This is a genomic window from Streptomyces noursei ATCC 11455, from assembly GCF_001704275.1.
Classification (GTDB): Bacteria; Actinomycetota; Actinomycetes; order Streptomycetales; family Streptomycetaceae; genus Streptomyces; species Streptomyces noursei.
The window spans coordinates 8008651-8032284 of sequence record NZ_CP011533.1 but is presented as its reverse complement, the minus strand read 5'-3'; the positions used below and the strand labels follow the sequence as shown (position 1 = coordinate 8032284).

The 23634-nt window shown below is 73.5% G+C and carries 26 protein-coding genes; 15 read left to right on the top strand and 11 right to left on the bottom strand.

Going from position 1 to position 23634, the window contains the following annotated elements; all coding sequences use genetic code 11:
* Positions 1-128 precede the first annotated feature (128 nt).
* Together SNOUR_RS34335 and SNOUR_RS34330 are read left to right on the top strand one after the other, a co-directional pair.
* The gene (locus SNOUR_RS34335) at positions 129-725 is read left to right on the top strand and encodes an AAA family ATPase (protein WP_312634459.1); all 597 of its coding nucleotides are present in this window, start codon (positions 129-131) and stop codon (positions 723-725) included.
* A 37-nt stretch (positions 726-762) separates the two neighbouring features.
* Positions 763-1593, top strand: coding sequence for an ArsR/SmtB family transcription factor (locus SNOUR_RS34330; RefSeq protein ID WP_312634456.1), 831 nt, complete (start codon positions 763-765; stop codon positions 1591-1593).
* Between the two features lie 50 nt (positions 1594-1643).
* Here SNOUR_RS34330 and SNOUR_RS47315 read toward each other — a convergent pair whose 3' ends face one another.
* The 5 genes from SNOUR_RS47315 to SNOUR_RS44850 form a co-directional block, all read right to left on the bottom strand.
* The gene (locus SNOUR_RS47315; RefSeq protein WP_167390850.1) at positions 1644-1820 is read right to left on the bottom strand and encodes a hypothetical protein; all 177 of its coding nucleotides are present in this window, start codon (positions 1818-1820) and stop codon (positions 1644-1646) included.
* A 233-nt stretch (positions 1821-2053) separates the two neighbouring features.
* Positions 2054-4534, bottom strand: coding sequence for an ATP-binding cassette domain-containing protein (locus SNOUR_RS34325; RefSeq protein WP_312634452.1), 2481 nt, complete (start codon positions 4532-4534; stop codon positions 2054-2056).
* A 342-nt stretch (positions 4535-4876) separates the two neighbouring features.
* Positions 4877-5446, bottom strand: coding sequence for a hypothetical protein (locus SNOUR_RS34320; protein WP_067354873.1), 570 nt, complete (start codon positions 5444-5446; stop codon positions 4877-4879).
* A complete protein-coding gene (locus SNOUR_RS34315) occupies positions 5443-6696 on the bottom strand; it encodes a helix-turn-helix domain-containing protein (RefSeq protein ID WP_159425963.1) in 1254 nt (417 codons plus the stop codon). The genes SNOUR_RS34320 and SNOUR_RS34315 overlap by 4 nt, the downstream gene beginning before the upstream one ends.
* Positions 6697-6940: 244 nt before the next feature.
* On the bottom strand, positions 6941-7270 hold the full coding sequence (locus tag SNOUR_RS44850; RefSeq protein WP_159425962.1) for a hypothetical protein: 330 nt from the start codon (positions 7268-7270) through the stop codon (positions 6941-6943).
* Positions 7271-7549: 279 nt separating this feature from the next.
* Here SNOUR_RS44850 and SNOUR_RS34305 point away from each other — a divergent pair, with 279 nt between their 5' ends.
* Positions 7550-7981, top strand: coding sequence for a protein-tyrosine phosphatase family protein (locus tag SNOUR_RS34305; RefSeq protein ID WP_067354865.1), 432 nt, complete (start codon positions 7550-7552; stop codon positions 7979-7981).
* A gap of 482 nt (positions 7982-8463) precedes the next feature.
* Here the strand turns inward: SNOUR_RS34305 and SNOUR_RS34300 are convergent, their stop codons facing one another.
* The 4 genes from SNOUR_RS34300 to SNOUR_RS34285 all read right to left on the bottom strand — a co-directional run bounded on the left by SNOUR_RS34300 (position 8464) and on the right by SNOUR_RS34285 (position 11599).
* Positions 8464-8757 (bottom strand): hypothetical protein, encoded by a 294-nt coding sequence (locus SNOUR_RS34300; protein ID WP_039638506.1) that lies wholly within the window; start codon positions 8755-8757, stop codon positions 8464-8466.
* The gene (locus SNOUR_RS34295) at positions 8754-9494 is read right to left on the bottom strand and encodes a GmrSD restriction endonuclease domain-containing protein (protein WP_067354864.1); all 741 of its coding nucleotides are present in this window, start codon (positions 9492-9494) and stop codon (positions 8754-8756) included. Before SNOUR_RS34295 ends, SNOUR_RS34300 begins: the two co-directional genes overlap by 4 nt.
* Before the next feature lie 309 nt (positions 9495-9803).
* Positions 9804-10325 (bottom strand): universal stress protein, encoded by a 522-nt coding sequence (locus tag SNOUR_RS34290; RefSeq protein WP_067354862.1) that lies wholly within the window; start codon positions 10323-10325, stop codon positions 9804-9806.
* A 17-nt stretch (positions 10326-10342) separates the two neighbouring features.
* Positions 10343-11599: an SLC13 family permease gene (locus tag SNOUR_RS34285; protein WP_067359019.1), complete on the bottom strand. Its 1257-nt coding sequence runs from the start codon at positions 11597-11599 to the stop codon at positions 10343-10345.
* Between the two features lie 168 nt (positions 11600-11767).
* Here SNOUR_RS34285 and SNOUR_RS34280 point away from each other — a divergent pair, with 168 nt between their 5' ends.
* Together SNOUR_RS34280 and SNOUR_RS34275 are read left to right on the top strand one after the other, a co-directional pair.
* Positions 11768-12271, top strand: a complete 504-nt coding sequence (locus SNOUR_RS34280; RefSeq protein WP_067354861.1) for a GNAT family N-acetyltransferase — start codon at positions 11768-11770, stop codon at positions 12269-12271.
* Positions 12272-12406: 135 nt separating this feature from the next.
* Complete coding sequence (locus SNOUR_RS34275) at positions 12407-12991, top strand: AAA family ATPase (protein WP_067354859.1); 585 nt, start codon at positions 12407-12409, stop codon at positions 12989-12991.
* Here the strand turns inward: SNOUR_RS34275 and SNOUR_RS34270 are convergent.
* Positions 12979-14004: a DUF5954 family protein gene (locus SNOUR_RS34270; RefSeq protein WP_067354856.1), complete on the bottom strand. Its 1026-nt coding sequence runs from the start codon at positions 14002-14004 to the stop codon at positions 12979-12981. The two genes, SNOUR_RS34275 and SNOUR_RS34270, sit on opposite strands and share 13 nt — an antisense overlap.
* A gap of 136 nt (positions 14005-14140) precedes the next feature.
* Between SNOUR_RS34270 and SNOUR_RS34265 the strand changes: the two genes are divergently transcribed.
* From SNOUR_RS34265 to rodA, 9 genes are all read left to right on the top strand, one after another.
* Positions 14141-14653, top strand: coding sequence for a nucleotide triphosphate diphosphatase NUDT15 (locus tag SNOUR_RS34265; RefSeq protein ID WP_067354854.1), 513 nt, complete (start codon positions 14141-14143; stop codon positions 14651-14653).
* Positions 14654-14801: 148 nt separating this feature from the next.
* Positions 14802-15518 (top strand): MBL fold metallo-hydrolase, encoded by a 717-nt coding sequence (locus tag SNOUR_RS34260; RefSeq protein WP_067354853.1) that lies wholly within the window; start codon positions 14802-14804, stop codon positions 15516-15518.
* Between the two features lie 58 nt (positions 15519-15576).
* A complete protein-coding gene (locus tag SNOUR_RS34255) occupies positions 15577-16209 on the top strand; it encodes a C39 family peptidase (protein ID WP_067354851.1) in 633 nt (210 codons plus the stop codon).
* 174 nt (positions 16210-16383) lie between these two features.
* Positions 16384-16896 (top strand): MarR family winged helix-turn-helix transcriptional regulator, encoded by a 513-nt coding sequence (locus SNOUR_RS34250; protein ID WP_312634434.1) that lies wholly within the window; start codon positions 16384-16386, stop codon positions 16894-16896.
* Positions 16896-17690 carry a class I SAM-dependent methyltransferase gene (locus tag SNOUR_RS34245; RefSeq protein WP_067354846.1) on the top strand — a complete coding sequence of 265 codons (795 nt, stop codon included), beginning with the start codon at positions 16896-16898 and terminating at the stop codon, positions 17688-17690. The genes SNOUR_RS34250 and SNOUR_RS34245 overlap by 1 nt, the downstream gene beginning before the upstream one ends.
* 145 nt (positions 17691-17835) lie before the next feature.
* Positions 17836-18066 (top strand): hypothetical protein, encoded by a 231-nt coding sequence (locus SNOUR_RS34240; RefSeq protein ID WP_067354843.1) that lies wholly within the window; start codon positions 17836-17838, stop codon positions 18064-18066.
* A gap of 184 nt (positions 18067-18250) precedes the next feature.
* Entirely contained in the window at positions 18251-19900 is a 1650-nt protein-coding gene (locus SNOUR_RS34235; RefSeq protein ID WP_067354841.1) for an APC family permease, read from the top strand.
* A gap of 263 nt (positions 19901-20163) precedes the next feature.
* Positions 20164-20973, top strand: a complete 810-nt coding sequence (locus SNOUR_RS34230) for a class I SAM-dependent methyltransferase (protein ID WP_079143046.1) — start codon at positions 20164-20166, stop codon at positions 20971-20973.
* Positions 20974-21085: 112 nt separating this feature from the next.
* Positions 21086-22282, top strand: a complete 1197-nt coding sequence (gene rodA, locus SNOUR_RS34225) for a rod shape-determining protein RodA (RefSeq protein WP_067354839.1) — start codon at positions 21086-21088, stop codon at positions 22280-22282.
* An 89-nt stretch (positions 22283-22371) separates the two neighbouring features.
* Here the strand turns inward: rodA and SNOUR_RS34220 are convergent, their stop codons facing one another.
* Positions 22372-22815 (bottom strand): hypothetical protein, encoded by a 444-nt coding sequence (locus SNOUR_RS34220; protein ID WP_067359016.1) that lies wholly within the window; start codon positions 22813-22815, stop codon positions 22372-22374.
* A gap of 354 nt (positions 22816-23169) precedes the next feature.
* Between SNOUR_RS34220 and SNOUR_RS34215 the strand changes: the two genes are divergently transcribed.
* The gene (locus tag SNOUR_RS34215; RefSeq protein ID WP_067354837.1) at positions 23170-23610 is read left to right on the top strand and encodes a hypothetical protein; all 441 of its coding nucleotides are present in this window, start codon (positions 23170-23172) and stop codon (positions 23608-23610) included.
* Positions 23611-23634 lie beyond the last annotated feature (24 nt).

Genomic DNA, 23634 nt, shown 5'->3' with positions numbered 1-23634 from the left:
CCCGGTCTGGCACCCCACGAGAAGGAGTAGCCGACGGATTCGGGGCGGCGGCGCGCACACCCCGAACACCGCTTCCACCGCGGATAATTCGGCGGAACGGCGGGGCGTCGGCGGACATAATCGGCACCATGACCGCGAACGACTCCCCCACCGCCCCCACCCGGATCACCCCGCAAGGCCCCTGGCTCGCGCCCGGAGTCGTGGTGATCACCGGCATCCATGCCGCCGGCAAGTCCACCGTGGCGCAGGCGCTCGCCGAGCGGCTGCCCCGGGCGGTACATCTGCGCGGCGACGGCTTCCGGCGCAACATCGTCCGTGGCCAGGTCGGCATGACCCCGGACGCGGGGGAGGAAGCCCTCGCCCAACTGCGGTTGCGCCATCGGCTGACGGCCGTCTGCGCGGACGAGTACGCCCGGGCCGGCTTCACCGTCGTCGTCCAGGACATCCTCCTCGGCGAGCATCTCGCGCAGCTGGCCGCCGACATCGTGACCCGCCCGCTCGCCGTCGTCGCCCTGCTGCCCGACCCGGAGGCGGTCGCGGCCCGCGAGGCGGGTCGGCCCAAGACCGCGTACGGGCCGGACTGGAGCGTGCGGGACCTGGACGTGCTGCTGCGCGCGGAGACGCCCCGCGACCTCGGGCTGTGGCTGGACACCACCCGGCAGACCGTCGAGGAGACGGTGGACGCCATCCTCGGCCGGGCGTGGACCGAGGGCGCGGTGGCCTGACGGCCGTGGCCGCGACAGGGCGGCACCCCCACGACCGGTGGGCGGCACCCCCGCGACCTCCCACCGGTCGCGCCGCCTTCACCGCCGCGGCAACTGCCGGGCGAAGAAGGACGGCAGGGGGCGCGATGATCCGGATCCACTTCACGGCCGCGGACTTCGCCCGGGTCCGCTTCGCGCCCCGACCGGCCCCGCTCCAGGAACTGAACGTGGCGCTCGGCATGATGTGCCGTCGCGACGCCGCACCGCCCTTCGAGCGCTGGCGGCAGCGGACGCTGCGCGCCCTGCCGACGGCCGCCGAGCCCTTCGGGAACCTGGTCCCCGTTCCGCGGGCCCCACGCTTCCTCGACCAGTTCGACGACGACCTCGCGGAGGGGCTGGAGTCCGTCCGGGCCACCGGGCCCGAGGTGGTCCGTGCCGAGATCGAGCGGGTCTACGCCGGGCAGCGGACGCCGGCCCCGCACTGGGTCCATGGCCTGCACCGGGGCGACGCCGACGCCTGGCGGCTGCTCAGCCGGGCCCGGGGTGCCGCCTTCGAGGCCGTCCGGCGTCCCGTCTGGCCACTGATCCGGCCGGGCCGGGGCTTCCCCTGCCGCCGTCCCCGGCCGGCGGCGCCGACGAGGCACTGGCCGCGGTGCTGGGCCGGACCCGTCTGGACATCCTGCTGGTCCTGGCGGAGGAGCACACCACCGGGGCGCTCGCCCGCCGGCTGTGCGTCAGCAACGCCACGGTCTCGACCCACACCGCGGCGCTGCGGGGTGCCGGCCTGATCACCACGGAGCGGGCCGGCCGGGCGGTGCTGCACCGCCGGACGCCGCTGGGAACCCTGCTCGTCCAGCGGGGTCGGCCGGCGGGCCCGCCGCCGGTGTAGTGGTGGCCGCGGACGGCCCGGGGGCGACGTCGTCCGCGGCCACCGGCCCGTCAGCGCAGAGCCATCACGTTGGTGGCCTTCGCGCCGTGCACATCGAAGACGACCTGCTGGCCGACGTCGGTGGTCTGCGTCTCCATCCCCGAGAACGGGAGCCGCTCGCCGTGCTCGTCGGCGATGATGCCCACACAGTCGCTCTTGTTGAACAGGACGATGGTTCCCTGCGGCATCGCTTCCTCCGTGGACGGACAGATCCCGGCGGCGGGCCACTCCCGCCGACTGCGGTGGGTAGGAAACCTATTACGGAACGTGCGTCGAGGGGGAAGGGTCCGACGCCTCCTTGGCCATACTTGACCGAAAGTCAGCCCTGCATGCTTCGCGTTCGCGACCGGGCAAAGGTCAGCCGGGACGCCCGCACCGGACCGGGCCCGGACCGCCGGCGCGGCGGTCCGGGCCCGTCCCCTCAGCCGCGGGCGCCCTCGACGGCCCCGCACAGCTCGTCCTGATGCCGACGGACGGCCTCCGCCGCCCAGTCGCACATCATCAGCCGGGGCAGCGTCCCAGCGTCGAACCAGTGCAGCATCACCCCTTCGGTGAGCGGCAGCGCGGCCGCGTCACCGTTCCAGTGCCCGAGGAAGACCTGGATGTGCCCGCGCAGGACGCCGTCCGGCCCCGAGCGGCGCAGCAGCACGAACGGCGCCAGGTCGGGCACCGCCAACCCGGCCTCCTCGCACAGCTCTCGGGTGAGCGCCTCGTGCGCGGTCTCGCCCGGCTCGAGGGCGCCGCCCGGCAGCGACCAGGTGCCGGAGTCGTGGATCTCCTTGTGGGCGTCCCGGAGATGGAGGAGGTACTGGCCCCGGTCGTTGACCAGCAGTGCCGCGGTGCCGGTGACGACGGGCCGGTCCTCCGGGGCCGGGGCGTCCGCCGGATCGGCCGGAGCCAGCGGGACGGCCGGAGCAAGCGGGACGGCCGGAGCAAGCGGGACGGCCTCCGTGACGATCGGCCCGCCCGCCTCGTTCCGGTGTGTCTCCCGGGTGTGCTGGTAGGCCCACAGGTCCCGGAACAGCCCTGGTTCGGCGACCAGTTCGGGGAAGGTGCCGTGCTGGACGACCCGGCCCTTGTCCAGGACCAGGATGCGGTCGGCCACCGCCACGTTGGTGAGCCGGTGGGTGATCAGGACCACCGCACGGGTCGCCGCGCTCTCCCGCAGACCGGCGAAGATGCGGTGCTCTCCGAGCGGGTCCAGCGCGGAGGTCGGCTCGTCCAGGACGAGCAGTCCGGCCCGGCGGTGGAACGCCCGGGTGAGGGCGATCCGCTGCCACTGCCCGCCGGACAGCTCCTGTCCGCCGAGCCAGTCGCGGGCCAGCACCGTGTCGAGCCCGGCCCGGAGTTCGGCGATCACCTCGTCGGCACCGGACCGCGCACAGGCGTCGCGGACGTCGGCGTCGCCGCCCTCGGTGGGCCGGCCCAGGGTGATGTTCTCCCGGGCGGTCAGCGGCCAACGGGCGTAGTCCTGGGGCACCAGGGCGACCTGCGCCCACATCGCCTGCGGGTCGAGGTCGCCGGTGGGCACGCCGTCCCAGGTGACCGTGCCGGTGGTCGGCAGGTACAGCCCGCTCAGCAGCTTGGCCAGGGTGGTCTTGCCGCTGCCGTTGTAGCCGACCAGGGCGATGACCTCACCGCGCCGCAGGCTGAACGAGACACCGCGCAGCGCGTCCTGGGCCGCCTCCTCGTACCGGAAGACGAGATCCTGGACGCGGATCTCCTGCGGGGCGGCGGGCACGACGTCGCCGCGGCGCATCCGGAAGCCGCCGGCCTCCGCCAGGAACTCCGACCAGTCGTCCATGTAGAGCCCGGTGCGCATGATGCGGGCGCCCCCGGCGACCAGGCCGCGCAGCGCCGTGCCGACCGTCTGGAGCGCGAACACCGCGGTGCCGGCGTGCCCGACGGTCATCCCGCCGGTGGCCAGCAGCCACACCACCGCCGCCCAGACCGCCGTGGAGGCCAGCCCGCCGCAGACCGCGCCCGCCGCGGACATCCGTGCCCCGGTGTCGGCCGCGCGCCGGTCGGCGCGGTTGATCCGATCGGTGATCTGGCGGTAGCGCCCGATCAGGAAGTCGGCCATGGTGCCGGCCCGTACCTGGTCGGCGGCGTACCGGTCGCAGACGTGCCAGCGCAGGATCGACAGCAGCCGGTAGTCGCCACCGGCCCGCAGCCGGGCCAGGTACCGCACCCGGGCCGCACCGACCTGGGCCACCGCCTGGGGCAGGCTGGCCAGCGCCAACAGCGGCAACAGCGCCGGGTGCAGCGCCGTCAGCACACCCGCGCCGGCCGCCAGCGAGGCGAGCGAGGCGATCAGGTCCTGCCCCTCCCCCACCAGGTCCTGGGCGATCTCGGCGCCGCGGTCGGCGGCCTCCTTGCGGTGGGTGAAGCCGGGCGCGTCATAGGCCGTCAGCTCGACCTCGGTCACCGCCTGGAGCAGCCGGAGTTCGGCCTCCCGGGACATCTGCGGCCCCAGCCTGGACGACAGCCAGACCACCACGATGCCGAGCGCCGCCCGCACCCCGGCGGCGACCGCCAGCAGGACCACCGACGGCCAGGCCCCGAGCAGCCGGCCGTAGATGTCCCCGCCGGTCAGCAGCGCCGTGATCGTCCCGCTGACCGCCAGCAGTCCGAGCGCCTGCAACGCCCCCGAGGCCGCCTGGCAGACCAGCAGTCCCAGGGCCGCCGTGCGGTCGGTGCGCCAGGCCAGGGCGACCGACCGCCGCACCAGTTGCGGCAGTCGGCGCGCCATGTCCACCAGGCGGATCTGCCGCGCGGCCCGCTCCCGGCTGCCGGTCCGGTCGACGTACCGGAGCTCCTCCCCGTCCGTCGCCCCGCCGGCCACCGCCGCGGGTTTCTCCTTCCGTACCCGTCCGTATCCCCCAACTCGCGTACTGCGCATCGCTCTTGTTCCCCTTCCACGGTCATCGGCTGGTGCTCGCGGCCGGGCCGGCCGGGCCCGCAGGGCGCGCCGTCCCGGCTCCCGCGGTGTCAACCGCGCGCCGCGCCCGGACGGGCCACCGGAGAGGAATTCGAACGGAACCGGACCGCGCCCGGACACGGGCGCCGGCCCGCCCCGCTCTCTCCGAGGCGGTCGATGGGCACAGGTGCCCTACAGAACGGCCCGCAGCGGACCCCGTAACGGGTGATCCGGGGGCAGACATTGCACATACGTTCCCCCAGCCCGCGGGAAGCCGTGGGAGATCTGGCGTCCGGACGCCGACGACCACTCGAACAGCGCGGGTCACTCCTGCGGGGTATTGCGAGCCGGTCCCGGTACGCGGCTCCCGGGCGGGCGCCGCACCGCCCCCGACCGCCCTCGACGGCACCCCGTCGTCAGGGCGTAGCGGACCCGACTGACCTCCTCCCCCATCGCCTCCGCGGCGTCCTCCACCGAGTAGCCGAGCACCTCGTGCAGGACGAACGCGTCGTATTCCAGGACGTGATGACGGAGCGCCGGCTGCGCACGGTGACGTAACGCGCCCTCCTCCAGGGTGGGGTCCGGGCCCCCGCCGCGCTGCCGTATGCGGGTGCTCACCAGGGTCCAGGCGCAGGCGGCCGGGTTGGGCCGGCGGACGATGTCGGCCCAGCGGATGGCGACTTCACCCATGGCCTCGCCCAGGATCCGGGAGGCGGCCGGTTCCGCCGCGTGGGCCAGGGCGTAGTCGAGGTAGCGCCCGCAGTGCAGGGCGTAGAAGGCTTCGAAGGCGGGCGGCAGGGTGACCGCCGGCGGGGCGGCGGGGACCGCGGACCGCCGGCTCGCCGGGGCCGACGCACGGGAGGGGGCCGGCGCGCCGGAGGGGGGCGGCGTCATCCGAACGCCTCGGCGCGCGGCGTGCGGCGCTCGGACACCAACCCGCAGGTACGGCGGGCGAGTTGGGCGAGTCGGGCGTGGTCCCAGAGCGGACGGATGTCGTCCGGGCGGCCGTGCAGGACGCCGACGACCGTGCCGACGGTCTCCCAGTCCGGGACGAGGGAGCCGTGCAGCAGGCCGGCGACCTCCCGCTCGTTCAGGGCGTGCCCGCTGGAGCGGCAGATCTGGGTGGGATCCGGGCAGGCCGCGGAGAGATAGAGCCCGCGCAGCGCCGCGTGCAGACTCCCGGCGCGCGCCGGGCGCCGTCCGTGCGCGGCGTCCCACAGCGGGCGGACGGTCTCCGGGTCGCCGCCGCAGGCGTGCACCAGCCGGCGGGTGACCTTCCAGGAGGGGCTGCGCTCGCCGGAGAGGATCCGCGAGATGTACGAGGCACTCACCCGCGCCTCGTCGGCCAGGGCCCGGAGGGTCTTGTCACTGGCCCGCTGGAGGTGGGACAGCGCCGAGGCGAGCGCGGTTCCGGAGTCCTGGCCCGGCGGTCCGCCGCCCGGCGCGACCGTGCCACCGGCCGCACCCCCGTCGCCGCCTCTCCCCCCGCCTTCGCCGCCGCCCTCGCCCTCCGGGTACGGGCCGCGCTGCGGCGAGGTGCGGACGGTGCCGGCCCGACGGCGCTCGCCGTCCGCGCGGACGGCGGACGGCGGCTCCGGGCGGGGCGGGGCGGTCAACTGCTCCGGGCGGGCCTGGCAGGGCGGCGGCTCGGCCCGGCCGGCCTGCAGCGCCGCCGGGATGGCGGCGAGGGTGGCCGCACGCCGCTCGCGGCGCTTGGTCATCTTCCGGACGATGCGCTCCGCCGTGTACGACCGCCCGACCTTGTCCACGGTGACGCGCAGGGCCTCGGCGATCGCCGGCCCCTTGTGGCCGCGGTCGCGGGCCTGTTGCACCACGGCGGCGGTGACGTGGTCGAGGTCGCTGGTGAGCTCGACGACCTGCCGGAGCCCGGCGAGGGCGTCGCCGTCGCGTATCTGGGTCCGCAGCACCGCGATCCGGCAGGCCATGTCGTTGGCGACCTGAAGGGCGTCCTCGTCGTGCGACCTGGCCTCCGGTGTCCGCCGCGAGCTGCGGATCTTGCGGGCGGCTCGGCCGCAGGCGTCGCTGCAGTACTTCCGACGCCGCCCCGGGCCGGATCCGCTCTCCACCGTGTTGGGGCAGCCGGCCCTCGCGCAGGGGACCGATCCAGGATCCTTAGGAGTCATCAGCTGTAATCCTTCTGGGGGATGTTCCACCGTGAACTCGCCGCAGAAATGGGCGATTTGCGGTTTGCCGGCGGGCATCGGAGTCGCGACCCGAGGGCCGTCGGGCGCCGCGTCGCGACCCCGGCACCGTGCCGGGCGGCCCGCCGTGACGCCGGAAGGACCTCCGGCGCCACGGCGGGCCCAGGTCTCGGACCACCGTCCGAGCGCGTCTCACCGGGACCGGGCGGCTGCGCGCCGCACCGGGTCAGCCGGCGCGTCGGCGCTGGTGGCGGAGACGGGAACGGCAGACGGCGATCAGTCCGGCCAGCGCCACGGCGGACGCCCAGCGGGTGTCGACACCCTGCACCAGGACGTTCCCCAGATACGGGATCGCGAGGAACGCACCGAACGGCGCGGTGAGTTGGACGTCGCACCGGACGCCGAACCGGGCCGCGGACCGGGTGCCCGCCCGGTCGTTGACCGGGAAGTCACGCCGGCCCCCGGTTTCAACCGGGCCCCCGCGAGGGATGTTAGCTTCGTAGCGCTTCAACTGGGCTGCCCTCGGGCGCCAGTGAGGCGTTCGGTCAGGGGGCATCTGTCCTCCTCGATCGAGTGGGATGCGAATGAGTGGCCCTGGCACCGGTTCCGAGCCTTGCCAGGGCCACCTCGTGTTCCCGGGACGGTACATCGTCACAGAACCCATCCACCAACGCTACAGTCGGTTATTGGCACGATTGCGGTTGCCGTTGCCTTTCCAGTTGCGAATCCGACTCCCCCTGCAACGCCTTTTCGGATTTCGCGCCACGGAAAGGGCGTTCGCCCTGCTCCCGCGGTTTCCCCCGCGGCGCGCCTCCGGGCGACGTAGGGTGAACGGGTGATCGAGACCTGGCAGACCACCGACCCCGGGGTCCTGCGACTGCCCTCCGGTCGTCTGGTCCGCGGACGCGGCCTGCGCCGCCCGCTCCCCGCCGGCCCGACGCCCTCCTACGCCGTCCACCTCCTCGGCAAGCAGCCACCCGAAGTCCCCTGGGAGGCCGGGTGGTTGCTCTGGCCGGACTTCCGACTGCCGCGCGATCGCGCGCAGGCACAGCACGTGCTCCGCGAGGCGTGGGAACGGGCGGCGGGGGAACGCGTCGAGTTCGCCTGCGGCGGCGGGCGCGGTCGGACCGGTACGGCGCTGGCCTGCCTCGCCGTACTCGACGGCGTCCCGGCCGACGAGGCGGTGGAGTTCGTCCGCCGGAACTACGACCGGCACGCCGTGGAAACCCCCTGGCAGAAGCGGTACGTCCGCCGCTTCACGGCATAGCGCAGGCCGTCGAACTCCCGCCCGCCGCAAGGCGCTTCTCGTGTCGGTACGTCGAGGAGTGCCCTCCGGCAGGGCACACGTCCCCCGAACGCCCGGTGTGGTTCGCGGGTGCGAAGCAGGGGTCGCTGTCAGTGGTCGGTGGTATCCCTGAGGATCGGGCGACGCGCGTGCCGACGCCGCGCCACTCCGGGGCCGAACGGGGCGCGGGGGCCCGGCCGTTCGACCGAACCCCCGCCGGTCACCGCGCCCGCTCGGGCCGGGTCAGCCCCGGACGCCGTTCACCCACTTCCTGAAGGCGTGGATCTCGGTGTGGATGTCCGGCGTCGTACCGCAGGTCGAACCGACCCCGCGGCTGTCGACGCCGTCGATCTCCCAGCGGCCGGCGGCCCACCGAGGCCACTTGGGTCAAGTGACACCACTGCAGCAACAACTCACGCAGGAACAACGGAAGTTACGAGTGCGGTGGATGACACGGGGGAGCGTCAGGGGCGTGGGGCGGTCCCCGGCATCTGGGCGGCACCACCGGCGCGTACCGCTTCGAGCACGGCCCGGTGGAGCACGTCCACGCCACCGGGTGGGATCCGGACCGGGCCCCCTTCGAGGTCGTAGCGGTCCTCGGCTCCGGTGTAGTGGATGACGACCTGGGCCGTGCCGTCGCCCCGGTCGGTGGTGGTGACGGTCAGGTCGCCGGTGATGACACCGACCTGAACCGTCATCGCGCCACCGGGACCGGCGGTGACCCGGTCGGTGAGTGCGTCGGGGTCGGAGGTGGTCACGGTTCGCAGGTGTCCAGCATCTCGGTGAGTTTGACCTTCTCGGGCGCGGTGATGTTGAGGTGGTAGAGGTGTTTGACGTCGGTCCAGGCGCGGGCGTAGGTGCACCAGTAGGTCTTCAGCGGCGGGGCCCACTGGTCCGGGGACTGGTCGCCCTTCGACCGGTTCGAGGCGGCCGACACCGCGATCAGCTGGGAGTGGACGAGGTCGTTGGCGAACTTCCGGCGCTCGAAATTCCTGGGTTTGGAGGGGTCGTTGTCCCACTCGTCGGCGCCGGAACGCCAGGCGTTGGCCAGCGGGACAACGTGGTCGATGTCGAGCTGCCTGGCCTCGGTGAATTCCTTTCCGTCGTATTCGCTGGTCCATCTCCCGGAGATGGCCCGGCACTTCTCGTCCTGCTTGACGTCTTCGCCGTCCCGGGCGAGGACGACCTCGCGGGTGTCGCATTCCCCGTACTGCTTGATCCAGTGCGGGAATTTCGCGCGACTGTACCCCTCCATCGAATGCGGCGGCGCGACGTGTAGTTCGGCGAGTTCGGTGCGCACCTCGCCCACCGGCGGCGGCTCGGGGAGTTTCAGCGGCGCGGCGTCGAATGCGGTCCCCGCGGGCCGCAGCGCAGAGGCGGGGGTGGCGTACGGATCCGGGGCGGCTATCGCGGTCGTCGACGCGTTCGGCAGAACCGCGGCGAGGATCAGGGCTGTTGTGGTGGCGACACGGCGCCACCATGCGTTGGTCAACACCCGGAGAGCATCACCAGGCGAAACGATTCCGCATCCCGAAATTCACTCCTTGGTGGGTAAATTCGGGTTTCCGGCATTCCGTTGAGGAGTGAGCAAGTACAAAGCGCTGCACGATTCGCAGGAATTTCGGGCGAGGGCGGGGCAGGATGAATCGGAACGGGGATTGCGACAGGGACTGCGGCAGCTGCTGCGGCAAGGACTGCGACGGCGACTGCGACGGAAAGCGAAGAGATACCGGTCGGAATCGGAGCGGGAATCGGATCTCGCGAATCCGGAGACGCTCGGCGGTCCGGCCGCGCCGCGGGTCCCTCAGGCCGGGGCGTGGGGTGGTGGGGGCGGCATCGTGCCGATGTCGGGGGCCGATTCGGGCCAGACCAGCAGGACCGGGCAGGGGGCGTGGTCGACCACGAAGCGGCTGGCGGGCGAGAGGCTGTGCGGGCCGAGGTGGCGGCGGTCGCCGTCGCGGGCGAGGATCAGCAGGTCGGCGCCGTCGGCGGCGGCGACCACCGCGCGTTCGGGGCGGCCGGGGCGTTCCTGGCGGGCGCAGGGGCGGGCGAGGCGGGCGGCGGCGGTGCGCAGGAGCGCGTCGGCGGAGGTGGCGGCCAGGTCTTCCAGGCGGGTGCCGGGGTCGCTCCCCCAGCCTTCGGCGGCGCGGTGCCCCCGGCCGTGGCCGCGGCCGAGCAGTCCGGCGTAGGCACCGTGGGCGGCGGCCGGGACGTCGGGGCCGGTGACGTGCAGGAGGACGATCTCGGCGTCCTCGGGGACGTGGCGGCGGGCGGCGTCCACACAGGCCGGCCAGGTGCCCTCGACGATCCAGACGATGACGGTCACGCGGTCGGTCTCCGTGCTCAGCTTCCGAGGACGTGCAGCGACAGCCACAGTGCTACCACGGAGAGCACCAGCGCGGCGGGGACCACGAGCAGGCCGAGCAGGGTGAATTCGCCCAGTGCCACCTCCGCGTCGTGTTCCCGGACGATGCGCCGCCACAGCAGGGTGGCCAGCGAGCCGGCGTAGGTGAGGTTGGGGCCGATGTTGACGCCGAGCAGCACGGCGAGCACCGCGCCGGGCCCGGCGGGGGCGGTGAGCGGCACCAGTACGAGGGTGGCGGGCAGGTTGTTGATGACGTTGGCCAGGGCGGCGGCGAGCGCGGCGAGGCCCAGCAGGGCGGGCAGGGTGCCGCTGTGCGGGACCAGGTGGGCGAGGCCGGCGGCCAGCCCGTTGTCGACCACCGCGCGGACGACGATGCCCAGCGCCAGCACGAAGGCGAGGAACGGCAGGGCGGCGGAGCGGACGATCGCGGCCGGGGTGGTGCGGCGCCGGACCAGGGCGCGGGTCGAGAGCACCAGCGCACCGGCCAGCGCGGCCCAGACCGGGGCGATGCCGACGGCGGAGGCGAGCACGAAGCCGGCCAGTGTGCCGGCCACGGTGAGCAGGGCGAAAAGCGGCAGTTGTGGTGGTTCATCGGGGGCCGGGGCGAGCGCTCCGGCGTCCAGGTCGGTGGCGAAGAACCGTCGCAGCACCACGTACTCGACGGCGATGGCGGCCAGCCAGGGCAGCGCCATCAGCGCGGCGAACCGGGTGAAGGTCAGCCCGCTGGCCGCGAACGCCAGCAGGTTGGTGAGGTTGGAGACGGGCAGCAGCAGGGAGGCGGTGTTGGACAGGTGGGTGCAGGCGTAGACGTGCGGCTTGGGGCGGGCGCCCAGGCGCGCGGCGGTGGCGAAGACCACCGGGGTGAGCAGCACCACGGTGGCGTCCAGGCTCAGTACCGCGGTGACCACCGACGCGACCAGGAAGACCTGTGCCAGCAGCCGGCGCGGACGGCCCCGCGCGCTGCGCGCCATCCAGGCGCCGCAGGCCCGGAACAGCCCCTCGTCGTCGCAGAGCCGGGCGAGCACCAGCACCGCGGCCAGGAACCCGATGACCGGTCCGAGCCGCTCGGTCTCGGCCCGCACGTGTTCCAGCGGGACCGCCCCGGTCGCGATCACCACGCCGGCCGCCGGGACCGCGACCACCGCCTCCGGCCAGCCCCGGGGCCGTACCACCGCGCAGACCAGGACGACCACGAGCAGCCCGACGGACAGTGCTTCGGCCAACGGCGTGTTCAGGATCGACTCCTCGCGGACGGGCGAGGCGGCGACGCCTCGGGGTAGCGGGCCCACGGTAACTTCCCGGCCTCGGGACCCGGCCGGTCACCCGCCGCGCCCGCCCGACGTGCCCCGGGCCGCCACCGAGGTGCACCGACCGTGGCCCCGCCCCCGTGCGAGACTCGCCCGATGATGATCCGACTCGCCACGGAACGGGACCTGCCCGGCTTCCTCGGTCTGGCCGCGCAGGTGGAGCAGTGGTTCGGGCCGATGGTCGAGGAGCCGGACTTCCATCGCGCCGTCGAGCAGCACGTCCACCGCTCGGCCGCGCTCGTCGCCGTCCCCTCCTCCGGCGGGCCGGCCCTGCTCGGCGGCCTGCTGTTCGGGGCCGACGCCTCGGGTTCCCCTCAGGCGCCGTGCCATCACGTCCACTGGCTCGTCGTCGCGTCGGAGGCGCGGGGGCGGGGCGTGGGCCGTGCCCTGATGGCGGACGCGGTACGGCGGTTCGTGACGGTTCCCGCGAGCATCGAGGTGGTCACCTTCGGGAGCGACCATCCCGGGGCCGAGGCCAGCGGGGCGCGCCGCTTCTACGCGTCGCTGGGCTTCGTCCCCGCCGAGCCCGCTCCGCCGGGTCCGGAGGGCGGTTCCCGCCAGGTGTACCGCCGGGCGCGGGAGTACCGGGCCGCCGACTGACCGCCGCGCCCCGGGGAGGGGCTGCCTCGCCAACCTCCCTTGGTTCGGCGGAAATTGGCGTGCGCGGCGGCGGTGGACGCTGCGATGATCCCCGGATGCCCGGTCCGACGGCAGCCGGCGGAGAGGGAGCGGCGGATGACCACACAGCGCGGGCGGGCGGCCGGGCCGGCGGCGTCCGGGTGCCTGATCGTCTCGGGGATGCCGGGGGCCGGGAAGTCGACGGTGTCGCCACTGGTGGCCGGGCACTTCGAGCGAGCGGCGCACATCAACGGGGACTTCCTGTCGTACATGGTCGTCCAGGGGCGGGTCGGATTCCTGGGCCGGCCCGCTGAGGAGTCGCGGCGGCAACTGCTGCTGTGCGCCCGCAACATGTGCGCGTTGGCCGACAACTTCGCCGAGCACGACATCTTCCCGATCATCGAGTACGCCATCGCCGACCGCGAACTCCTGGACTTCATGGTCGGGTTGCTCGCGCCCCGGCCGGTGATGTTCGTGGTGCTGGCCCCACCGCCGGAGGTGTGCCGGCAGCGCAACGCCGCCCGCCCCGCCCGGGAACGCGTCGACTACGACATCGCCCCCTTCCACCGCGCGATGCGCGACGAACTGGGCGACGTGGGGTGGTGGCTGGACAGCACCGGGCAGACGCCCGAGGAGACCGCCGCCGGCATCGCGGCCGAGGCCCGGCACCGGGCCGTGCTCACCGGTGGTCAACTGTCGTAGTGCAGGGTGCCGTCCTCGTCCATGGTCGGGTGGATCTTCGTCGGGCCGTAGTCGTCCACGTCCGACCGGCGGGGTGGTTCCGGGCCGTCGGGGCCGATCCTGACCATCCGCTCGATGCGGCAGATCTGGAACCTCTTGTCGTCCACCCGCACCTCGTTGGCGCGACCGGCGGCCTTGAACTCCTCGGCGGCCTCGACGTACCGCTGCCGCTCGGCGGCGCTGAACTCGTAGAGCTGCGGCCAGAATTCGATCATGGCGTCGACGAGCAGCCGGCGCGCCTCGTGCGGGGTCGGCATCAGCGCTCCCCGCGGCTGCCAGCACCCGCGGCGGCGTTCGGCGACGCCGAAGCCGACGGGCAGCAGGACGACCTCCGGGTAGGCCGTGCGGGCCCGCTCGGACTCCTCGCGGACGGCGGCGGGGAAGCGCGCCCCGGAGTAGGCGTAGCCCTGGAGCGCCACCTTCATGGCGACGACCATAGGGCTGGTCTCCCGGCCGGGGACGAGGGCGAAGTCCCGGTCGGGCGAGGGGGTGTCGCTCCGGCCGCCCCAGGTGCGGTCGGCCGGCTCGGGGTCGGTGGGCCGGGGCGGCTCCAGGCCGCTCCGGCCGGTGCGGGCGAACTCGTCGCCGCGGACGATCCGGTAGCGGGCGCCGCAGACCGTGAGGTCGTCGATCGGTTCGCGTTCCAACCGCGCCACCGCGGCCAGCAGTTCGCGCCGCACCGCGGGATCGTCGGTGTCGTCCTTGGCCTTGAACCAGAGATGTGAGTTGAGGGTGTCCCGGGCGTCCTGCGGCGTGGCGTCGGTCACCGGTTTCAACAGGCGCCATTCCGCGGCGCGTTCGGGGTCCGCGGGATCGAGGACGGCAAGACCGAAGACCGGACCGCGGAAGGCGAGGTCCGGGTAGCGGCGGGACGCGTCCACGGCGTCGGCCTCCACGACCCACTCGGCCGGATCGTCGCGCCGCACCAACTCCGCGTGGAGCCGGTCGATCTGTCGCTTCCAGTCATCGGTCATGAGCGCATTGTGGTCGCTGACCGGGCCGATTTTGGCCGGAACCGTGGATGTGGCCCACTCCCGTGGGTGAATGTGGGGGAAAGTGTTGCCGCCCCGGGGCCGGGGCGGGTCGCGGAAGAGCCGAGAGAGGCACGGGATGGGCAGCGGAACGGGCAGCGGTACGGGCGCGGTGACGAGCCGGCAGCGCGGTGATCGACCGCCGCAGGCACACGCCACGTTCGGGGTCGGCGTCATCGTGCTGGATCCGGACGGACGGATTCTGCTCGGTCTGCACCGCGCGGGGACCTGGGAACTGCCCGGCGGCAAGGTCGATCCCGGCGAGGGCGTACGGCACGCCGCGGCCCGTGAGCTGCGCGAGGAGACCGGGCTGGACACCGCGCCGGACGACGTCCGGGTCTTCGCGATGCTGCACGACGACGTGCACGGTCTGAACCGCATCACGATGGCGTCGCTCGTCACCCGCTACCAGGGCACGCCGTACGCCGCCGAGCCTCAGCACGTCAGCAGTTGGGAGTGGCACTCCCCCACCGCGCTGCCCGGCCCGCTGTTCACGCCGTCCGCGCAGATCCTCACGGTGTGGCGGCCGGAGCTGGAGATCGCCGCTCCGACGGCGCACCGGCTCGACGTGATGTGCGTCGGGACGACCTGAGGGACGTCGACAGCGCCCGGGCGGTGCGGCTGATTTCGGCCACCGTCGGCCCCGGTACGGGCGGGCGGGCGGTGGCGCGGTGCGGCGCGGCGCGGCGCGGCGCGGAAACCGGCTGCGGACGGTGCACCGGCCCGGTGACCATGGAGGCATGCACTCGACATCAGCGCACCCGACGGTGCACCGGCTCGACCTGGGCTACTTCGTCCGGCCGGCGTCGGAGACCGGCGGCCCGGAGCCCCGCGTGGAGCCGGCACTGGCCTATCTGGTGGAGCACGACCGGGGCCTGCTCCTCTTCGACACCGGCATCGGCGCCGCCGACCCGGAGACCGAGGCCCACTACCGCCCCCGACGCCGCCCGCTCCAGGCCGCGTTGGCCGCCGTCGGGGCGGCCCTCGCGGACATCTCGCTCGTCGTCAACTGCCATCTGCACTTCGACCACTGCGGCGGGAACCCGCTGTTGGCCGGGAAGCCCATCCTGGTGCAGGACGTGGAGTTGGCCACCGCCCGCCGGGGCGACTACACCATCGACGAGCTGATCGACTTCCCCGGTGCGCGCTACGAGCGGCTGACCGGCGAGGCGGAGGTCTGGCCGGGCGTCCTGGTCGTCCCGACGCCCGGCCACACCGACGGGCACCAGTCACTGGTCCTCCACCACCCCGACGGCACGGTGGTACTGGCCGGCCAGGCCCATGACTTCGCCTCGCACCACGCCTCGGACCACCTGGCCCGGCAGGCCGCCCTGGACGGCGCGGCCCCGCCGCTGCCGGGCTACCGCCCGTGGCTCGACCGGCTCGCCGCCTTCGCTCCGCGGCGGGTGTACTTCGCCCACGACTGCTCGGTCTGGGAACCGCCGCACGCCACGTGACGCACCGCGGAGCGGGGTCGCCGGGTCGCCGCGCGGCCCCTCGCGGGTACGGTGCACCATGACCACCCACCGCACCGTCATCCACCCCGTCCCGTACCACTCCCAGTGGGCCTCGCCCGAACTCGTCCCCGCGCTCCTCGCCGGGACGACGTCGGCCACCGAGGACCCCCGCTGGCCGGAGTACGGCGCAGGGACCCCCGAGGAGTACGCCTGGTGGTCCTGGCGCCTGTGCGGCATGGCCTGTCTGCGGATGGCGTTGGAGTTCTGGCGGCACTCCGCCCCCACCGCCATGGAGCTGGCCACCGAATGCCTGGACGCCGGCGCCTACGTCCGCCATGCGGAGGGCCTGCACGGTCTGATCCACGCACCGTTCGCCGCCTACGCGGAACGCCGTTGGGGTCTGAGCGCGGAGTCCCGGCCCGACCTGCCCCGGGAGGAGATCCCGGCGCTGATCGGCGCCGGCCGGCTCGTCCTGCTCTCCGTCCACCCCTCCATCCGGGACGCCGACCCCGAACCGCCGCGGCGGGGCGGCCATCTGGTCCTGGCCGTCGGCGTCACCCCGGACCACGTCGTGATCCACAATCCGTCCGGACTCCCCGGGCACTCCCAGGAGTTCGCCCACGTCGAGTGGCGCCGGCTGGACCGGGTGTACGCCGGACGCGGCGTCGTCCTGGGGCAGCACCGGGAGTAGCGCCTGTCCGATGGGGCATGGCCGGGGCTGCGGCGTCTGGCGCGGCTTCCCGCCCCTGATCCGCCGGAAGAACGCCTCGAATTCCCTCCCCGCAAGGGACGTTGGACTCACCGATATCGAGCGGAACCCTCCCTACCTCTGGTAATTGCTTGAGCAAGCAGTTACGTTACCGCCGTGATCGGGTTCGAGTCGATGCCACAGGACAGCTCCGCGGCACCCGCCGGCGACGCGGAGGACGAGCGCTGGTGCATGGCGGTGCGGCTGTTGGGCCGGGTGGAGAAACAGCTGGACGCGACCCTCCAGCGCCGCCACGGCCTGCCGCTCTCGGAGTACCGGGCACTCTGCGCGCTCAGCCGTCCGGACAGCGGGCCGGCGCTCCGGATGGGCGAACTCGCCGACCGGATCGGCCTGCAGGACAGCACGGTCACCCGCCTGATCGGCCGGCTGGAGGCGCAGGACCTGGCCGAGCGCGCCGCCGCCCCCGGTGACGGGCGGGCGGTCGCGGCCCGCATCACCGAGGCCGGCCGACAGCGGTACGCGGAGGCGACCCCCACCTACCGGGCGGCGCTCGGTGCCGCCCTGGAAGCCTCCATGGCCAATATCTACCTCGCCGACCTCGCGGCGTGGGTGCGCACCGGCGAGTCGGCCGTCGAGGGCACGCCCCACACACCCGAAGGGACCTCCTGATGACCGATGCCGTCGACCACTACGCGCGACTGCTCGCCGAGCACTACACCTGGATGCTGGGCGGCGACATACCCGCCGCCGCGTCGGGCCAGCTCGAACTCCTGCGGAAGCTGGGCGTGCACGCGGAATGGGGCACGTCCGACGCGTCGGACGACGCGCGCGGGGAGGCCGTCGCCGTCGATCTGGGCTGCGGGCCCGGTACCCAGACGCTGGCCCTGGTCCGCCTCGGGTTCGCGCCCGTCGTCGCCGTGGACACCAGCGCGCACCTGCTGGCCGAGCTGGCCGCGACCCACGCGGGGACCGGCGGCGCCGCGGAGGCGCTCCGGCCCCTCCGGCGGGACATCCGCGGCGCTCTCGCCGAGGCGGCGCCCGCGGGCTCGGTGGCCGCGGTGGTGTGCATGGGCGACACCCTGCCGCACCTGCCCGCCAAGACCGACGTCACCGAGCTGCTCGGCGACGTGGCACGCGCGCTCCGCCCCGGCGGCCATTTCGTCGCCACCTACCGCGATCTGACGGTGGCGCTGCACGGCACGGACCGCTTCCTGCCGGTCCGCAGCTCGGACGACCGGCTGCTGACCTGCTTCCTCGAATACGTCGACGACGACACGGTGCTGGTCCACGATCTGTTGCACACCCGCTCGGCGACGGGTTGGGAACAGCGGACCAGCAGCTATCCGAAGCTGCGGATCCCGGCGCGGTGGCTGGTGGAGCAGTGCCGCGCCGCCGGCCTGGAAGTGCGGCACGACGAGACCGGGCCGCGGGGGATGCGGGTCCTGCACGCCGTCAAACCGTGACCTGATCCGGTCGCCACGACACCCTCCCCCCTTATGGGTGATGGCCAACTCAGCTCGTTTCCAAGGAACATGAGAAGGAACATGAAAGGGAGCGTGCGGCCGGAACGCACTCCATGAAGCCGGCGCGGCCGCGGGGAGGGGACCGGTGACGGGCTTGCAGCGCGACGGAAGCGAGCGGGAGGGGCGTCGACGCATCCCGTTCGGGGCCATCGGCCTCACCCTCGCGCTGGCGTGCAGCATCGCCGGCATCGTCTGGACCGCCGGCCTCGACGAGACCGGCGTGGAGGTCGCCCCGTCGAGCGGCGACACGCTCCGCCCCGCCGCCACTCCCGCCCCGCCGCCGTCCCCGCACCGCGCCGCGCCCTCCCGCCCGTAGCGCCGCGGCAGTTGGCGCGCCCGCGGTGCCACTCGGCCGCGGCGTGCCCGGCGCGGCGTGCCCCGTCCCCTCGCGCCCGTCCTGAAGTATGGGACAAAAGGTGCGTACACCCACAGAACTCCGTGGGTGCCGCGTCACCGGCCGAACCCGCCGCACCCATCGCAGCAGAACGAGGGCACGTCCCATGGAGATGCACCAACCGACCGCACCTGCCGCGCCCCGGAATCCCGGCCTGAAACGCGACATCGGGCTGATCGGGCTGATCTGGACCTCGGAGGGGTCCATCATCGGATCCGGATGGCTGTTCGGGGCGCTGTTCGCGGCACAGGCGGCCGGCACCGCGGCGCTGGTCTCCTGGGGCATCGGGGCGGTGGCCATCGTCATCCTGGCGTTCGTCCATGCCGAGCTCGGGGCGATGTACCCGGTCGCGGGCGGCACCGCGCGCTTCCCGCACTACGCGTTCGGCAGCGCGGCGGGCGCGTCCTTCGGCTGGTTCTCCTGGCTGCAGGCGGTCACCGTGGCACCGATCGAGGTGATGGCGTCGCTGAACTACCTCAGTGTGCACGCACCCTGGGTGCAGACCGGCAAGAACCACCTCACCCCGGCCGGCTACGGACTCGCGGTCGCCTTCATGGCGTTCTTCGTCGTCGTCAACTTCTTCGGCATCAGGTGGCTGGCCCACACCAACAGCGTGGCGACCTGGTGGAAGCTGGCCGTCCCCGTCGTCACCATCATCGTGATGGGGGCCGCGGCCTTCCACCCGGGGAACTTCGGATACCAGGGCTTCGCACCCTTCGGCGCCAAGGGCATGCTCTCGGCGATCAGCACCAGCGGCATCATCTTCGCCCTCCTCGGCTTCGAGCAGGCCGACCAGTTGGCGGGCGAGAGCCGCAATCCGGCGCACGACATCCCGCGGGCGGTGATCGGCTCGATCTTCATCGGCGTGTTGGTCTACGTCGCACTGCAGACGGTGTTCATCGGGGCGCTCCCGCGCACCGCCTTCGCGCACGGCGGCTGGGCCGATCTGACGTTCAGCGGCAAGGCGGGGCCGTTCGCGGGGCTCGCCACCTCCATCGGCCTCGGCTGGTTGGCGACGCTGATCTACATCGACGCGGTCGTCTCGCCGTCCGGTACCGGCCTGGTCTATGTGACGGCCACCTCCCGGGTCTCGTACGGGCTGTCCCGCAACGGCTATGTGCCGGCGGTCTTCGAGCGGACCACCCGGCGCGGCGTGCCGTGGTTCGGGCTGCTGATGGCGTTCGTCGTCGGGCTGATCGTCTTCCTGCCGTTCCCCACCTGGCAGAAGCTGGTCGGCTTCGTGACCTCGGCGAGCGTGCTGATGTACGCCGGTGCCCCGCTCGCCTTCGGCTGCCTGCGGAAGCAGGATCCCCACCGGCCGCGTCCGTACCGCTTGCCCGGTGGGCTGCTCTGGGCCCCGGTGGCCTTCATCGTCGCCAACCTGATCATTTACTGGGCCGGTTGGGACACGCTGTGGCGCCTCGGGGTGGCGATCGTCCTCGGCTATGTCGTCCTGGGGGGCTCCGCGCTGCTGAAACTCAACCCCAAGGCCCCGCGCCCGAACTGGAAGAACGCGCAGTGGCTGCCGGTGTATCTGCTGGGCATGGGGGTGATCTCGTGGCAGGGCGGTTTCTGCAGTACCGGACCGGCGGCCAAGGTGTCCTGCGGCGCGACCGACGCCCTTCCGCTGTGGTGGGACATCGCGCTCATCGCCGCCTTCAGCCTCGTCATCTACTTCTGGGCGCAGGCGGTGCGGCTGCCGGACGAGGAGACGCGGGAGTACATCGGATCGGTGGAGGTCGTGCCGGGGGCGTGAACGGAGCCGCGGTGCGGGGGATCGCGGGAAAAACCGGCCGTGGCGCGGCCGTCACGGGGCCCGTGGCGGGGTTCGACGGGGCGGCGGACGGGGTTTCCCGCGGCACGTGGGGCCGTCGGTCGGCGTGCCTCGGCGCGGCGCACCAGGCGGGCGCGGGGGCGCTCCGACCGATGGGCCTGACCTGGGCGTATGTCGCCGTACGTCGCATGGCGCCGTAGCCTCGCCAGGGACTGCGGAGCCTGGCAGCGGGACGGGGAGGGCCGATGGGCACGGTGGACGGATGCGGGCGGCCGGAGGGGTCCGGCGATGGCGGGCGGGGGGAGCCGGACGCGCGGAACATCCGGACGGTGGAGGACGTACTCCGGCTGCTGGACGGCCTGTTCGCGCCGGCGGCCGACCGCTGGACCGCGGACGGCGCCGCCTGGTGGGACGGGTTCTACGCGGACCGCGACCGGCCGGTGCCGTTCTTCGTGGCGAAGCCCGACGAGAACCTCGTGTCGTACCTCGACCGCGGGCTGATCACCGTCGGCCGGGCGCTGGACCTGGGCTGCGGTCCGGGCCGCAACGCGCTGCACCTGGCCTCGCTGGGCTTCGAGGTGGACGCCGTGGACCTCTCCCCGGCCGCCGTCTCCTGGGCCCGGGAGCGGGCCCGCGAGGCGGGGGCCGCCGTCCGCTTCCATTGCGGCGACGCCTTCGCCGCCCTCGCGGACCCGGACGCCGGGCTCGGCGGCCCGTACGACCTGGTCTACGACTCCGGCTGCTTCCACCATCTGCCGCCGCACCGCCGGATCAGCTATCTCGCCCTCCTCGACCGGGCCCTGGCCCCCGGCGGCCACTTCGGCCTCGCCTGTTTCGCGGCCGGGGGGATGGGGTCCGAACTCCCGGACGCCGACTTCTACCGCGGGGCGGGGCTGCACGGCGGCCTCGCGTACACCCCGGAGTCGTTGCGCGCGCTGTTCGCCGAGCTGACGGAGGTCGAGTTGCGCCGGATGCGGGACGAGCCGCCGCAGTCCCCCGCGTTCGGGGAGGCGTTCCTGTGGACGGCGTTGTTCCGGCGCCCGCCCCGGAGGTAGTCGCGCGGCGTGCGCCGGTCGCATGCACCGACACACCACATGTTTTCTCACTTGCGCAAGTTTCAGGAGTACTGTCGGCCTGTCGTGGCTCCGTCCGGGCAGGAGGCCGAGGTTGGGTGCCGTCAGCTTTCCCGTGCGCGGGACGACCCGCGCCGCAACGGTGTGGGGTCGGATCCTCGGCCGGGGGTCCCTGGTCCGCCGGCTCGACTGGATGTTGTTCGGCGCGGCCTTCGCGCTCTCCGTGATCGGCGCGCTGCTGGTCTTCTCCGCGACCCGCGGGCGGATGCAACTCAACCAGGGCGACCCGTACTTCTTCGTGGTGCGGCACCTCATCAACACCGGGATCGGCCTCGCCCTCGGCGCGCTCACCCTGTGGTACGGCCACCGGCGCCTGCGCGACACCGCGGCCGTCCTCTACGCCGTGACGGTGCTGCTGGTGGCGCTCGTGCTGACGCCGGTCGGCGCGACCATCAACGGCTCCCGGCGGTGGATCGTGATCGGCGGCGGCATGTCGATCCAGCCCGCCGAGTTCGTCAAGGTCGCGATCATCATCGCCATGGCGGTGGCGCTCACCGCACGGGTGGACGCCGGTGACCTGATCGAGCCGGACCGGCGGGGCATCATCCGGGCCCTCGCCCTGGGCGGGGTCCCGGCGCTGCTCGTCCTGCTCACCCCCGATCTCGGGCAGGCGCTCGGCATCGCGGCGATCGTGCTGTGCATGCTCGTCGCGGCGGGGGCGCCGAAGCGCTGGGTCCTGGGGCTGCTGGCGACCGGCGTGGCGGGCTGCCTGGCCGTCTGGCAGTTCCACCTGCTGGACCAGTACCAGATCAACCGGTTCGCGGCGTTCGCCGACCCCGCGCTCGACCCGTCGGGCGTCGGCTACAACACCAGTCAGGCGAGGATCGCCATCGGCGCGGGCGGGCTGACCGGCTCCGGGCTCTTCCACGGGGCCCAGACCAACGGGCAGTTCGTGCCCGAGCAGCAGACCGACTTCGTCTTCTCGGTCGCCGGGGAGGAACTGGGCTTCCTCGGGGCGGGCCTGATCATCGTCCTGATCGGCGTGGTGCTGTGGCGGGCCTGCCGGATCGCGCGGCACTGCCCGGATCTCTACGGCACGGTCACCGCGGCCGGGATCGTCGGCTGGCTGTCCTTCCAGGCGTTCGAGAACATCGGGATGAACCTCGGCATCATGCCGGTCACCGGGCTGCCACTGCCGTTCGTCAGCTACGGCGGGTCGTCGATGTTCGCCGGCTGGGTCGCCGTCGGGCTGCTGCAGTCGATAAAGGTGCAGCGGACGATGTCGGCCTGAGCGGACGGGCGGCGGCGCCACGGCCCGGCGGGCCGCGGGCCCCGTGCCGGGACCGGCCGGGCCCTGGGGCCTGTCCGACGGGTCAGGCCCTAAGCGCCGGCGAACAGGCCGCGCAGCCGGCTGCCGTTGGCGAGCACGACGACGCCCGACAGCGCGAGCCCGCAGACGCCCTGCTCCACCTTCAGCCACGTCGGGAACGGGCCGGGGACCGCGATGATCACGGCGATCGCCGCCGTCATGACGGCGGAGACGATCCGCAGCCTGCGGTAGGCGCCGCGGGACCCACGGGCCGTCCCGGCGGCGAAGAGGTAGGTCAGCACGGCGCTGACGACGACGATGCTCGCCCGCACCCAGACCGCGTCGTTGACGACGGCGGGATCGCCGCGGAGCAGGTAGACGGCCGCGAGGGTGAGCGCGCTCAGCCCGAGGTAGCCGGCGACCAGCAGCTTTATGCCTCGTAAGGCACGGGTGGCACGGGGGTGTCGGAGCGCTTCGGGGGGAACGGTGGCGGGGCGCGGGCTCCGGGCGTTCATGGTGATGGTCCCTTCTGTCGTCCGGAGCGGCGGCGCGCCCCTGCGTACGGTCACCTCCAGGATCCGGGCGCCCCGGCGGTCGTTCATCACCCACGCGGACGACGCGCCGGGCGCCCGGCCTCGGGGGGCGGTGGGGGGCAACCCGTACGGGCTCCCACCACCGGGTCTCGGGGTCGCCGTCCGACGGGCCGGGCGCCGCCCCGAAGGTCTACGAGGGCGGGTGCCCCGGGCCGGTGCCGGTGACCGGCGACAAGGTGCTCAACAGGGCAGCATTTGCAGCAGCGTTGAGACATTCCACGCCTCACTCCAGGCGCGGCTGCCTCTAGAATCCTGCGGTAACGCGAAAGGTGGCCCATGACGATCTCGGGGGACGTCACCGTCGTCGTGTACGACGAGGACGCTGATGACCAGGAACTCGACGCACTGACCCGGCAGTTGCATGAGGAGCTGCTGCGGCTGGACCTGCCGGAGGTCGTCCGGGAGCAGACGCCCGGCACGGCCGGCGGCAAGGGCGGACTGCTGGCGTCGCTCGGCACGCTGCTGCTCAGCGGCGGCTTCTCGATCGCCGTGCTGCGGTCGGTGACCCGCGTCGTGCGGGACGTGATCCAGCGCACCGGAGCCCGCAAGGCCGTCCTGGTCAGCGGGAAGAACCGGCTGGAGATCCAGGGGGCGTCGAAGAGGACGACGGACGCGGCGGTGGATGCCTGGATCCGGGCCGTGGCCGACGAGTCCGCCGCCGCGCCGGGCGGAGCGGTGGGGCCGGCGGCGCTGGAGGGCCCCTCAGGGGACGCCTGATGGCCCGGCCGGACCGCGCCGGGC

Bases quoted from the DNA above. Each gene is read 5' to 3' on its own strand.
- SNOUR_RS34280 (WP_067354861.1), top strand. From the start codon at position 11,768: ATGATGATCCGACTCGCCACGGAACGGGACCTGCCCGGCTTCCTCGGT.
- SNOUR_RS34220 (WP_067359016.1), bottom strand. From the start codon at position 22,815: ATGAACGCCCGGAGCCCGCGCCCCGCCACCGTTCCCCCCGAAGCGCTC.
- SNOUR_RS34230 (WP_079143046.1), top strand. From the start codon at position 20,164: ATGGGCACGGTGGACGGATGCGGGCGGCCGGAGGGGTCCGGCGATGGC.
- SNOUR_RS47315 (WP_167390850.1), bottom strand. From the start codon at position 1,820: ATGCCGCAGGGAACCATCGTCCTGTTCAACAAGAGCGACTGTGTGGGC.
- SNOUR_RS34315 (WP_159425963.1), bottom strand. From the start codon at position 6,696: ATGACTCCTAAGGATCCTGGATCGGTCCCCTGCGCGAGGGCCGGCTGC.
- SNOUR_RS34265 (WP_067354854.1), top strand. From the start codon at position 14,141: ATGGGCAGCGGAACGGGCAGCGGTACGGGCGCGGTGACGAGCCGGCAG.
- SNOUR_RS34325 (WP_312634452.1), bottom strand. From the start codon at position 4,534: ATGCGCAGTACGCGAGTTGGGGGATACGGACGGGTACGGAAGGAGAAA.
- SNOUR_RS34270 (WP_067354856.1), bottom strand. From the start codon at position 14,004: ATGACCGATGACTGGAAGCGACAGATCGACCGGCTCCACGCGGAGTTG.
- SNOUR_RS34335 (WP_312634459.1), top strand. From the start codon at position 129: ATGACCGCGAACGACTCCCCCACCGCCCCCACCCGGATCACCCCGCAA.
- SNOUR_RS34255 (WP_067354851.1), top strand. From the start codon at position 15,577: ATGACCACCCACCGCACCGTCATCCACCCCGTCCCGTACCACTCCCAG.
- SNOUR_RS34215 (WP_067354837.1), top strand. From the start codon at position 23,170: ATGACGATCTCGGGGGACGTCACCGTCGTCGTGTACGACGAGGACGCT.
- SNOUR_RS34320 (WP_067354873.1), bottom strand. From the start codon at position 5,446: ATGACGCCGCCCCCCTCCGGCGCGCCGGCCCCCTCCCGTGCGTCGGCC.
- SNOUR_RS34275 (WP_067354859.1), top strand. From the start codon at position 12,407: ATGACCACACAGCGCGGGCGGGCGGCCGGGCCGGCGGCGTCCGGGTGC.
- SNOUR_RS34235 (WP_067354841.1), top strand. From the start codon at position 18,251: ATGGAGATGCACCAACCGACCGCACCTGCCGCGCCCCGGAATCCCGGC.
- SNOUR_RS34260 (WP_067354853.1), top strand. From the start codon at position 14,802: ATGCACTCGACATCAGCGCACCCGACGGTGCACCGGCTCGACCTGGGC.
- SNOUR_RS34245 (WP_067354846.1), top strand. From the start codon at position 16,896: ATGACCGATGCCGTCGACCACTACGCGCGACTGCTCGCCGAGCACTAC.
- SNOUR_RS44850 (WP_159425962.1), bottom strand. From the start codon at position 7,270: ATGCCCCCTGACCGAACGCCTCACTGGCGCCCGAGGGCAGCCCAGTTG.